The sequence below is a fragment of the Bacillus sp. FSL R5-0593 genome, from assembly GCF_038603755.1.
Taxonomy (GTDB): domain Bacteria; phylum Bacillota; class Bacilli; order Bacillales; family Bacillaceae; genus Bacillus; species Bacillus velezensis.
The window spans coordinates 4,001,897-4,013,848 of record NZ_CP152011.1 but is presented as its reverse complement, the minus strand read 5'-3'; the positions used below and the strand labels follow the sequence as shown (position 1 = coordinate 4,013,848).

10 protein-coding genes are annotated in these 11,952 nt (G+C 51.7%); 4 read left to right on the top strand and 6 right to left on the bottom strand.

Annotated elements, in window-relative coordinates:
• Positions 1-18 precede the first annotated feature (18 nt).
• The 4 genes from NYE36_RS19985 (at position 19) to NYE36_RS19970 (ending at position 4,322) form a co-directional block, all read left to right on the top strand.
• Positions 19-960 (top strand): sugar-binding transcriptional regulator, encoded by a 942-nt coding sequence (locus NYE36_RS19985; protein WP_007407818.1) that lies wholly within the window; start codon positions 19-21, stop codon positions 958-960.
• 90 nt (positions 961-1,050) lie between these two features.
• Entirely contained in the window at positions 1,051-1,719 is a 669-nt protein-coding gene (gene deoC / locus NYE36_RS19980) for a deoxyribose-phosphate aldolase (protein ID WP_004393277.1), read from the top strand.
• 92 nt (positions 1,720-1,811) lie between these two features.
• Positions 1,812-2,993, top strand: a complete 1,182-nt coding sequence (locus NYE36_RS19975) for a NupC/NupG family nucleoside CNT transporter (RefSeq protein ID WP_004393280.1) — start codon at positions 1,812-1,814, stop codon at positions 2,991-2,993.
• 27 nt (positions 2,994-3,020) lie between these two features.
• On the top strand, positions 3,021-4,322 hold the full coding sequence (locus tag NYE36_RS19970; protein WP_007407816.1) for a pyrimidine-nucleoside phosphorylase: 1,302 nt from the start codon (positions 3,021-3,023) through the stop codon (positions 4,320-4,322).
• 39 nt (positions 4,323-4,361) lie between these two features.
• On the opposite strand, the gene NYE36_RS19965 is transcribed toward NYE36_RS19970, so the two are convergent.
• From NYE36_RS19965 to hutP, 6 genes are all read right to left on the bottom strand, one after another.
• Positions 4,362-5,780 (bottom strand): amino acid permease, encoded by a 1,419-nt coding sequence (locus NYE36_RS19965; protein ID WP_265450977.1) that lies wholly within the window; start codon positions 5,778-5,780, stop codon positions 4,362-4,364.
• A gap of 70 nt (positions 5,781-5,850) precedes the next feature.
• Entirely contained in the window at positions 5,851-6,801 is a 951-nt protein-coding gene (gene hutG / locus NYE36_RS19960; protein ID WP_156240522.1) for a formimidoylglutamase, read from the bottom strand.
• On the bottom strand, positions 6,794-8,059 hold the full coding sequence (gene hutI / locus NYE36_RS19955) for an imidazolonepropionase (protein WP_265450976.1): 1,266 nt from the start codon (positions 8,057-8,059) through the stop codon (positions 6,794-6,796). The genes hutG and hutI overlap by 8 nt, the downstream gene beginning before the upstream one ends.
• A 1-nt stretch (position 8,060) precedes the next feature.
• The gene (gene hutU, locus NYE36_RS19950; RefSeq protein WP_265450975.1) at positions 8,061-9,725 is read right to left on the bottom strand and encodes a urocanate hydratase; all 1,665 of its coding nucleotides are present in this window, start codon (positions 9,723-9,725) and stop codon (positions 8,061-8,063) included.
• On the bottom strand, positions 9,722-11,260 hold the full coding sequence (gene hutH, locus NYE36_RS19945; RefSeq protein ID WP_064108000.1) for a histidine ammonia-lyase: 1,539 nt from the start codon (positions 11,258-11,260) through the stop codon (positions 9,722-9,724). Before hutH ends, hutU begins: the two co-directional genes overlap by 4 nt.
• A gap of 112 nt (positions 11,261-11,372) precedes the next feature.
• Positions 11,373-11,819, bottom strand: a complete 447-nt coding sequence (gene hutP, locus NYE36_RS19940; protein ID WP_004393292.1) for a hut operon transcriptional regulator HutP — start codon at positions 11,817-11,819, stop codon at positions 11,373-11,375.
• Between the last annotated feature and the right edge of the window lie 133 nt (positions 11,820-11,952).

The window sequence follows — 11,952 nt, the reverse complement described above, 5'->3', positions numbered from 1 at the left end:
GGAGAGGGGAGGCGCGACATGGATCGTGAAAAACAGCAGCTCAGCATAGAAGCGGCAAAACTATATTATCAATCAGATTACAGCCAGCAGCAGATCGCCGAACGGCTTGATCTGTCACGCCCCACCGTTTCAAGGCTGCTGCAGTACGCAAAGGAAAAAGGGTATGTTCAAATTCGCGTCATGGACCCGTTTGAGGATCTGGACGAACTCGGCGCGAAGCTGGAAGAAAAATACGGGCTGCTTGAGGCGCACGTCGTCTTTTCTCCAAGCGACGATTACCAGGCCATTACACATTACTTAAGCCGCTATGGCGCAGACTATATGCATAAAACCGTAAAGGACGGCGATATACTCGGCGTAAGCTGGGGGACGACGATGTACCAGATCGCAAGCCGCATGGAGCCGAAGCAGGTAAAGAGCGTTGAAGTCGTGCAGCTGAAAGGCGGCATCAGTCATTCCAATGTCAATACGTACTCGTCAGAAACGATTCAGCTGTTCGCCGAAGCATTTCAGACGATGCCGAGGTATTTGCCGCTGCCGGTTATATTTGACAGCGCCGATGTGAAACAGATGGTCGAACGGGACAGACATATTAAGCGGATCATTGAAATGGGCAGACAAGCCAATATCGCCCTGTTTACGGTCGGAACCGTCCGGGATGAGGCGCTGCTTTTCAGACTCGGCTATTTCCGGGAAGAAGAGAAACAATTGCTGAAAGCACGCGGAGTCGGCGATATTTGTTCGCGCTTTTTTGACGAGGAAGGCAGGATTTGCAGCAGCAGCATTAACGGCAGGACGATCGGAGTCGAGCTCAGCGACTTGAAAATGAAAGAGCGTTCGATTCTGGTGGCGGGCGGCAGCAGAAAATGCAAGGCCATTCACGGTGCCCTGAAAGGAAAGTACGCCAACGTTTTGATTACCGATCAGCATACGGCCAAAAAACTCATTCAAGAATTGTGACAATTCATGAACATAATTTCAATTACCAATTTACATATGTTCAAAATTCGGTTATTCTAAACGTATCCTAGGAAAAAGGAAGTGCATACAATGTCAATTGCAAGTCAAATAGACCATACTGCTTTGAAACCGCATACACAAAAAGCGGATATTTTACAACTGATAAAAGAAGCAAAAGAATATAAATTCGCTTCCGTTTGTGTAAACCCGACTTGGGTCAAACTCGCAGCGGAGGAACTGAAAGGCACTGGAGTTGACGTTTGCACCGTTATCGGATTTCCTCTCGGCGCAACGACATCGGAAACAAAAGCATTTGAAACGAAGGATGCCATCTCAAAAGGAGCCACTGAGGTTGACATGGTCATCAATATCGGCGCATTAAAAGACGGCGATGATGAAGCGGTTGAAGCTGATATCCGCGCGGTAGTTGAAGCAGCTGATAAAAAAGCGCTCGTCAAAGTGATCATCGAAACATGCCTTTTGACAGATGAAGAAAAAGAGCGCGCGTGCCGCTTGGCGGTATCCGCAGGCGCAGATTTCGTCAAAACGTCTACCGGTTTTTCTACAGGCGGGGCAACGGCTGAAGATATCGCTCTCATGAGAAAAACAGTCGGACCGGACATCGGGGTCAAAGCATCAGGCGGCATCAGAACAAAAGCTGATGTTGACAGCATGATCGCTGCGGGCGCGAGCCGGATCGGCGCAAGTGCGGGCGTCTCTATCGTGAGCGGCGGAGACAGCGGCAGCAGCGACTATTAATCAGCAGTGCGGAAGCTGAAAGCTTCCGCCATCCTCTTTCTTTGTTGATGCATAAAAAATTGTAAGCGAATACAAATAAAAGGAGAACACATATGAAGTATCTCATCGGAATTATCGGAATCATTGTGTTTTTAGGTCTTGCCTGGCTTGCCAGCAACGGCAAAAAAAGAATCAGAATCCGGCCGATCGCCGTCATGCTCGTGCTGCAGCTGATTCTCGGTTATATTCTCCTCAACACCGGTATCGGGAATTTTCTTGTCGGCGGTTTTGCAAAAGGATTTAACTACTTGCTGGAATATGCATCAGAAGGGATTAACTTTGTATTCGGCGGGCTTGTGAATGCGAAACAGACGACGTTCTTCATGAGCGTGCTTCTGCCGATCGTCTTTATATCCGCTTTAATCGGAATTCTGCAGCATTGGAAGGTCCTCCCCTTCATCACGAAGTATATCGGTCTTGCGTTAAGCAAGGTGAACGGAATGGGGAAAATCGAATCTTACAACGCTGTCGCATCCGCGATTTTAGGGCAATCAGAAGTCTTTATCAGTTTGAAAAAACAGCTCGGCTATCTTACTGAACAGCGCTTATACACGCTTTGCGCGTCCGCAATGTCGACGGTCTCAATGTCGATCGTCGGTTCTTACATGATGATGCTGAAGCCCGAATACGTCGTGACGGCGCTTGTGCTGAACTTATTCGGCGGATTTATCATCGCTTCTATCATCAACCCGTACACCGTCAGCAAAGAAGAGGATTTGATCGTCGTTCCTGAAGAAGAAAAGCAATCCTTTTTTGAAGTGCTCGGTGAGTATATAATGGATGGATTCAGAGTCGCCGTCGTTGTAGCGGCGATGCTGATCGGATTTGTCGCACTCATTGCTCTGGTCAACGGCGTTTTCAACGCGGTCTTCGGCATTACATTCCAGGCGCTGCTCGGATATGTCTTCGCGCCGTTTGCGTTTTTAACCGGTATTCCGTGGAATGAAGCGGTGAGCGCCGGAAGCATTATGGCGACGAAAATGGTATCGAATGAATTTGTGGCGATGCAGACACTCTCATCCGGTGATTTCCATTTCAGTGCGCATACACAGGCAGTGGTATCTGTATTCCTTGTCTCATTCGCGAATTTCTCCTCTATCGGAATCATTACCGGTGCGGTGAAAGGGCTGCATGAAAAACAAGGAAACGTCGTCGCGCGGTTCGGGCTGAAGCTGCTGTACGGCGCAACGCTCGTCAGCTTCCTGACAGCGGCGATCGTCGGATTAATTCACTGAACATAAATGAAGGACAGGTGATAGATCATGAGAATGGTAGATCTTATTGTAAAAAAACAAAATGGAAAAGAACTTACAACAGAAGAAATTCAATTTTTCGTAAAAGGATACACGGACGGAAGCATCCCTGATTATCAGGCAAGCGCGCTGGCTATGGCGATTTACTTTCAGGATATGACGGATCAGGAGCGCGCCGATCTGACAATGGCGATGGTGAATTCAGGGGAAACGATTGATCTCTCCGCCATTGAAGGCATTAAGGTCGACAAGCACTCTACGGGCGGGGTCGGCGACACGACAACTCTCGTACTCGCACCGCTCGTCGCGGCGCTCGGCGTTCCCGTTGCTAAAATGTCCGGCCGCGGTCTCGGCCATACGGGGGGAACCATTGATAAGCTGGAAGCGATCGAAGGCTTCCACGTGGAATTGTCAAAAGATGAATTCATCAAGCTTGTGAACCGCGACAAGGTAGCCGTCATCGGACAAAGCGGCAATTTGACGCCTGCCGATAAAAAGCTGTATGCGCTGCGTGATGTAACGGGTACGGTGAACTCCATCCCGCTGATCGCAAGCTCAATTATGAGTAAAAAAATCGCCGCCGGAGCAGATGCCATCGTGCTTGACGTCAAAACGGGCGCCGGCGCGTTTATGAAAACGGATGAAGACGCCGTGAACCTCGCCAAAGCAATGGTCCGCATCGGAAACAACGTCGGCCGCCAGACGATGGCCGTGATTTCTGACATGTCGCAGCCGCTCGGTTTTGCGATCGGGAATGCCCTGGAAGTACAAGAAGCCATTGATACATTAAGAGGGGAAGGCCCTGAAGACTTAAACGAACTCGTCCTCACGCTCGGCAGCCAAATGGTCGTATTGGCGAAAAAAGCTGAGACATTGGAAGAAGCGAGAACGAAGCTGCAGGAAGTCATGAAAAACGGCAAAGCGCTTGAAAAGTTCAAAGAGTTCCTGAGCAATCAGGGAGGAGACGCTTCCGTTGTTGACGATCCGTCCAAACTTCCGCAGGCGGCGTACAAAATTGACGTTCCGGCAAAAGAAGCGGGTGTCGTTTCAGAAATCGTCGCTGACGAAATCGGCGTCGCAGCGATGCTGTTGGGCGCAGGACGTGCGACAAAAGAGGACGAAATCGATCTGGCCGTCGGCATTATGCTCCGCAAGAAAGTCGGTGACAACGTCGAAAAAGGCGAGCCGCTCGTCACCCTTTACGCCAACCGCGAAAACGTTGAAGACGTGACCGCCAAAGTCTATGACAACATCCGCATCTCAGAAAAAGCGGAAGCGCCGAAACTGATTCATACGCTGATTACGGAATAAGAGAAGAAAGGCACATACCTCATCAGTATGTGCCTTTTTTTATGGCATGGTTTTATCCAAATGAATGTCACGGACGGATTGTTTCGGCTGTTTCTTTCTCAAAAAACGAATGAGATAGCACAGGATCATACAAGGAATTCCGCAGAAGAGGGCGATTCTTTGATTGGGATCAAATGCAAGGCCTACGCATGAAGCGAAACATAAGATCACAGCGGCGATCGGAACGAGAGGGTAGAACGGTGTGCGGAAGGTCAGATCCGAGACGCGTCCGCCGTTTTTCAAATAATGTTTTCGAAATAACAGCTGAGACAGGGCGATGCTCATCCACACCACGACGCCGGCAAATCCGGCTATTGCCACAAGCACCACGTAGACCGTGCCCGGGGCGGCGATGCTTGAGATCAAGGATATGCAGGAAACGGCCATGCTGGCGAGCAGAGCATTCAGCGGAATGCCTTTCGGCGTGACTTTTTTGAACCGGGCGCTGATCATGTTTTCATTCGCAAGAGACCACAGCATCCGGGTGGAAGCATACAGTCCGGAGTTGGCGACCGAAAGCAAAGCCGTTAAAATCACGAAATTCATGATATCTGCGGCGTATGGGATACCGATTTGGGAAAAGACTGCGACAAACGGACTTTCAATCACACCGGCTTCCTTCCAGGAGATCAGTCCGGACAGCACAAAAATGGCGCCGATAAAAAAGATGACCGTTCTCCAGGCGACATTTCGGATCGAACGCGGAATATCTTTTGCCGGATTGGCGGTTTCACCCGCTGTAATTCCGATCAGCTCCGTCCCTGAAAAGGCGAAGCTTACGGAAATCATTGCGATGAAAACCGCAAGAAAGCCGTTCGGAAACAGTCCGCCGTGTGAGGTAAAATTCGACAGCATCGGAGCTTCACCCGAACCGTGCAATGAAATCAAACCGAACATCGCGGCGCCGCCTAAGATGATAAATAAAAGGATGGTAACGATTTTGACGCTTGAAAACCAAAACTCTGTTTCTGCAAACAATTTAACGGAGAATGCATTGGCGGCAAAAAGGAGAGCCGCGAAAATCGCGCTCCACATCCAGACGCTGCTGTGGGGAAACCAGCGCTGCATGAGGATACCGGAAGCTGTAAACTCCGATCCTACCGTCACCACCCAATTCACCCAATACATGATACCGACCATAAAACCCGTGGACGGCCCGATAAACGTTGTCGCATACGTTTGAAATGAACCGGTCACAGGCATGGCTACTGACAATTCTCCGAGACACTGCATGACAAGATACATCATCAAGCCGCCGATCAGGTAAGCGGCGATCGTCCCGCCCGGCCCGGCCTGGCTTAATGTATACCCTGTGCTCAAAAACAGCCCCGTGCCGATGACCCCTCCCAATGAAATCATAAATAAGTGCCTGCTTTTCATCGTGCGCTTTAGTTGATTGCCGCCTTGATCAACATCCATCGTGATCTCCCCCTTTTTGCGTGGCGTGAGAATCTTCCGGCAGCCGAGAGCACGCGTGCCGGATTTGACTTTAACGTGACAATTTAAATCCCTTTAATGCATGTAAAATGACGTGTGCGGCTGCCCGGCTTGTCATATCGCGAAAATCAAGTGTCGGATCAACCTCAACGATCTCAATACCCGAGATGTCAGCCTCCTGGGCTAAAAACCGGACCGCCTGAAGCAGTTCTTCGGTATACAGGCCTCCTGGGCCGATCGCGGGGCAGCCGGGCGCATGAGCTTGATCCAGCACATCCATATCAACCGAAATAAAAATGGCGTCGGCTCTTTTTTGAACGGTTGGCAAGACCTCTTGTATCGTTCGGAGGAGCCCTTTCTCCCGGATCATCTCCATTGTATGCACGTCTGCCTGCCGTTCTTTTAGATATTGTTCGTATGCCAAGCTGTTGCTGAACTCCCTGATTCCAAGCTGAATCAGGTTTTGTCCGCTTATGATATTTTCATCTAACAGCCGGCGGAATGGCGTGCCGTTTGTCGGTCCTCCGTCTTCTGTGTTGCGGACGTCGTGGTGGGCGTCGAATTGAAAGACGGCCGTTGTTCCTTTCGTTTCCGCAATGGCTTTAATGGTGGAATAACTAATGGAGTTGTCGCCGCCGAGAATGACGGGCACCCAGTCAGGCTGGTCCGTCAGAATGTCATGAATGGTCCGGTAAATGTGTTCGTGAGATGTGACGACATCCGTGACGTGAATCTGAATATCACCGATATCGTAAAGATGGTCAATGACATGCTCCCGCAGCTCCGCGGAATAAGCGGAAATCCCGCCGAGCGCCCGGCGGATCGCACCGGGTGCAAAGCAGGCGCCGGAATGGCTGATTGACGACTTAGAAAGCGGAACGCCGATCAAAGCCGGCCCTTTGATCGGTTGTCCCGCCCACGCTTCCGTCACATCGCCGATCCTTGTCACATGGCGGTCGTTGAAGAGGGAGCCGGCTTTTTGCAGAAACGGATACTTATCCAAGAGCGGCTCCCTCCCTTGAGACAACCGTCTTTCCATTCTTGATGACACGGTGTACATGATTGACGCCGTAATGATACGGGATATACATGTAATTCGGCGCTTCCCAAATGACAATGTCAGCCGCCCGTCCGGCTTTAATTTGTCCGGCCTCTTCGCCTTTTCCGATCGCATACGCGGCATTAACGGTGACAGCGTGCCAGATTTCTTCTGCGGTCATTTTTAAATGAAGCGCGGCAATTGACATGATGAGCTGGAGGTTTTCTGTCGGTGAGCTGCCCGGGTTGAAGTCAGTCGCCAAACTGACCCGTACGCCCGCATCAATCATCTCCCGGGCTCTCGCATAAGTGTGTTTGCCGAGATAGAAAGTCGTGCCCGGCAGCAGGACGGCGATCGTTCCGGACGCCGCTAGCTTTTCGATGCCTTCGTCAGACGCCCCCACCAAATGATCGGCAGAAACAGCATGCAGCTCTGCCGCCAATTCCGCGCCGCCGAGCGGGTCAATCTCATCAGCATGGATTTTCAGGCCGAAACCAGCTTCAGACGCCTTTTTCAGGTAGTCCCGCGACTGGCTGACGGTAAAGACGCCTGTTTCTGTGAAAATATCGGCAAATTGCGCGAGGCCTTTTTCTTTTATTTCAGGCAAAAGCTGCAGCATGCGATCCAGAAATTCGTCAGGGCTGTTCCGGTACTCAGGCGGAATGGCGTGTGCCCCCATAAAAGTTGTGACAAGGTCGACCGGCTGGCGTTCGCCCAGTTTTTTCGCCGCGGTCAGCTGTTTCAGCTCCGTGTCTTTGTCGAGTCCGTACCCGCTTTTTACTTCTGCCGTCGTGATGCCGTATGACAGCATGCGTCCGAGGTGAAAAAGCCCTTTTTCAATCAGTTCTTCTTCGGAAGCGGCTTTCGTGTCTTTGACCGTTGACAAAATACCGCCGCCTTGCGCCAGAATATCCAAATAGGACATGCCCTGAATTTTTAAATTCAGTTCTTTTTCCCGGGACCCTCCGAATACAAGATGGGTATGGGGATCGACGAGGCCGGGGGTGACGAGCCGTCCCCCGCAGTCGATGATGTCTCTTGCCTCGTATCCTTCCTCCGCTCCTTGATGTCCGGCAAAAACAATGCGCCCGTCGGAAATGCCGATGACGGCATCTTCCGTGACACGAAGATCCTGCATGCTTCCGCCTGATCGGGGGCCGCCGGATTCCATCGTCAGCAGCTGGCCGATGTTGGTGAGTAGGGTATCTATTTGTTTCGGCATGTTACCGCTCCTTTTTCATCGGTATCATAATGTCTTGTTCCTCGGCGACTTGAGCCGCTTTTTCATAACCTGCGTCCGCATGGCGGATGATGCCCATTCCCGGATCGCTTGTCAGAACGCGGGAAAGCCGTTGTTCCGCAAGGATGCTGCCGTCAGCGACCGCGACCATTCCCGCGTGAAGGGAATACCCCATGCCGACGCCCCCGCCGTGGTGAAAAGAAACCCAGCTTGCGCCTGAGGCCGTGTTGATCAGCGCGTTCAGCACCGCCCAATCGCCGACCGCGTCGCTTCCGTCTTTCATCGCTTCTGTTTCCCGATTCGGAGAGGCGACAGATCCGCAGTCTAAATGGTCTCTTCCGATGACGATCGGGGCTTTCAGCTCGCCGTTTCTGACCAATTCATTAATGGCGAGCCCCATCTTTTCCCGTTCACCGTAGCCGAGCCAGCAAATACGGGACGGCAGGCCTTGGAATGTGACTTTTTTCTGTGCCATGTCAATCCAGCGGTGAAGGGCTTGATTTTCTGGAAACAGCTCTTTTAATAAAGCGTCAGTGCGGTATATATCTTCAGGGTCTCCCGACAGCGCGGCCCAGCGGAACGGCCCTTTTCCTTCACAAAATAAAGGCCGGATGTAGGCGGGAACGAATCCCGGAAAATCAAAAGCATCGGCGAGACCCTCATCTTTGGCAGCCTGGCGGATATTGTTGCCGTAATCAAAGACGACGGCACCTTTTTTCTTGAAGGCGAGCATGGCTTCCACATGCTTTTTCATACTCTGCTTGGAAAGCCTTACGTACAATTCAGGCTGCTCCCGGCGCAGGCAGTCGGCCTCTTCAAGTGAGTATCCTGCCGGAATATAGCCGATCAGCGGGTCGTGAGCGGAAGTCTGATCGGTCACGATGTCAATATGGACGCCGCGGTTCAAAAGCTCATGATGCACCTCAGCCGCATTACCGAGAAGGCCGATCGATAAAGGCTCTCCGGCTTGTCTGGCTGCTTCGGCCCAGCGCAGCGCTTCGTCAATTGATGCTGTTTTACGGTCGCAATAGTTTGTTTCAATGCGTTTATCAATCCGTGTTTCATCCGCTTCAACGGCGATGACGACGCCATCATTCATCGTGACGGACAGCGGCTGAGCGCCTCCCATTCCGCCAAGTCCGGCCGTCAGCGTAAGGGTTCCTTTCAGACTGCCGCCAAAATGCTGTCTCGCAAGCTCAGCAAAGGTTTCATAGGTGCCTTGCAAAATACCTTGTGAGCCGATATAAATCCAGCTGCCGGCCGTCATCTGCCCGTACATCATCAGCCCTTTTTTCTCAAGGTCATGGAAATGCTCCCAATCCGCCCATTTCGGCACGAGAACCGAATTAGCCAGCAGGACGCGGGGCGCGCGGCTGTGCGTGCGGAACAGTCCGACCGGTTTTCCGGATTGGATCAGCAGTGTTTCATCATCTTTTAACGTTTTGAGGGAACGCTCAATCGCGTGAAAAGCATCCCAGTTTCGCGCGGCCTTGCCTATGCCGCCGTATACGATCAGATCCTCCGGCTTTTCGGCAACCTCCGGGTCAAGGTTGTTTCGGAGCATGCGGAGCACGGCTTCCTGCTCCCATCCTAAGCATTCAAGTTCGGTGCCGCGGCCGGCGCGGATTGATTTCTTTACATCAGTCATCTTGTAAGTCCCCCTTCATTGGTCATCAGTTTTTGGTGATGCTCATTCGGCAGAAAAGACTCCTTCTTCAGCCAGTCACTCAGATGCTCGATGTCATAAGAAAACACGCGGTCTTCTTGTATGGACGGGACGATGTTTCTCATTTCGTGATAGAGCTGTTTTGTGTACGAGGCGCAATGTTCCGCACCCCGGTACTCCACGGCCTGCAGCGCGCAAATGGCTTCAACGGCAAGCACCCGTCTCGTATTCGCAATGATCTGGTAGGCGTGCCTTGAGGCGATGGTTCCCATGCTGACGTGATCCTCCTGGTTTGCCGATGAAGGAATGGAATCGACACTGGCGGGATGGGCCAGGGTTTTATTTTCTGACACGAGGGAGGCCGCCGCATATTGCATGATCATCGCTCCGGATTGTAAGCCGGGCTGAGGGCTCAGAAAGGGCGGCAGGTCATTCAGCTGCGGATTCACAAGCCGTTCGATCCGGCGTTCAGAAATGTTTGCAAGCTCGGCCGCCGCCACTTTGAGAAAATCCATGGCAAAGGCGATCGGCTGTCCGTGAAAGTTTCCGCCTGAGATGATTTTGGCGCCGTCTTCGAAAATGAGCGGGTTATCTGTCGCGGCATTCATCTCAATTTCTAATTTTTCTTTTACATACGCTAATGTCTGCCATGATGCACCGTGGACTTGAGGAATACAGCGGATCGAATAGGCGTCCTGGACACGCAGCTCCCCTTGGACGGTCGTCAGCTTGCTGTCTGACAAGTAATAGCGGATTCGCTCTGCGACATCCATCTGTTCCTGATAACCGCGGGCGGCATGAATGTCCTCGTCAAACGCATCGATAATGCCCTGAAGGCCTTCGATCGTTAAGCTCGCGATCCGTTCCGACTGATAGGCCAGCTTTTCGGCCTCGAGGTAAGCGATCAGTCCCATCGCGGTCATGGCCTGCGTTCCGTTGATCAGCGCGAGCCCTTCCTTAGAGGTCAGGACGGCCGGCTGAAGGTTTGTCTGTTCTAAAGCATGAGCTGTCGGCATCCGGGCCCCTTCGTAAAAGACTTCGCCTTGACCGATAAGCGCCAGTGCGAGATGAGAAAGCGGCGCCAAATCCCCGCTCGCCCCCAGTGACCCTTGCTGCGGGATGACCGGGTGAATGCGATGATTGAGATACGCGAGCAGTTGATCAATCAGCTCAGTCCGCACGCCGGAAAAGCCTTTCAGCAGGGCATTGGCGCGCAAAAGCAGCATGGCCCGCGATACAGATTCCGGAAACGGATCACCGACGCCGCACGCGTGAGAAAGAATCAGATTCAGCTGCAGATCCGCGGCGTCTTCTTTTTGAATCAGCACATCGCTGAACTTGCCGAATCCCGTCGTAATCCCGTAAATGGTCTTCTCTTCTTGAACGATCCGTTCAACCGCCGCCCTGCTTTTTTTCACACGTTCCATGCTATCGGCAGATGCTTGAACCTCTTCAAAATCAAACAGCACACGCTGGGCATCTGCGGTTGTCAGTGAGGAACCGTCTAACGTCACCATCATTTCAACCCCTTTTCCTTTACTTTGGTAAAGCGCCCATACAAAAAGGAGCTATGCCATGAAAATGATATTTCATGCATAGCCCCCTATCATCTGAAATCTATGGGCTGATTCATATGTGATTAATTCCGACTCCGAATGTTTCGTGCTCAAGCCCCTTAATCGGAGCTCCGATCGTGCCGTAAAGTGAAACGGCGATCCAATCGCCTTCCGCCTCGCTTTCATACGGATTTCCCCGCAAGACGGCAAACTTCAGGCCCACGGTACGAAGCAGCGAGCCAAGCAGCATTTCGCCCCGCGTCACTCCGTGCAAAGCTTCCATTGTGGCATGATACAGCGCATGTGATTCGCGATAACCCTCAGATTGAATGACACCGCTCTTTTTGGAAGCGGTTTCAATTGCAGCTACCACCTTATGCGCATCCATTGAACCCACCCTGCCGAGACAGACTTTCCAGCCGTCCCGTTCCAGCCGGCTGATCTGCTGGTTTTCTTCAGTCTCATGAAGCAGAAGAAGGACGGACAATCGCCCGATGCGGCGGTCTTTGTGTAAGGTCATATATGCTTCACTCAATTCTTAAATATTCTGATAACTAGTAACTGTTTTTTATATTAAGTGTTTGCGAATCAGAAGTCAAAACTTTTTTTCCAGTCTTTCACAAATCAGATTGTTATCGAAGTAAAGCGGTACA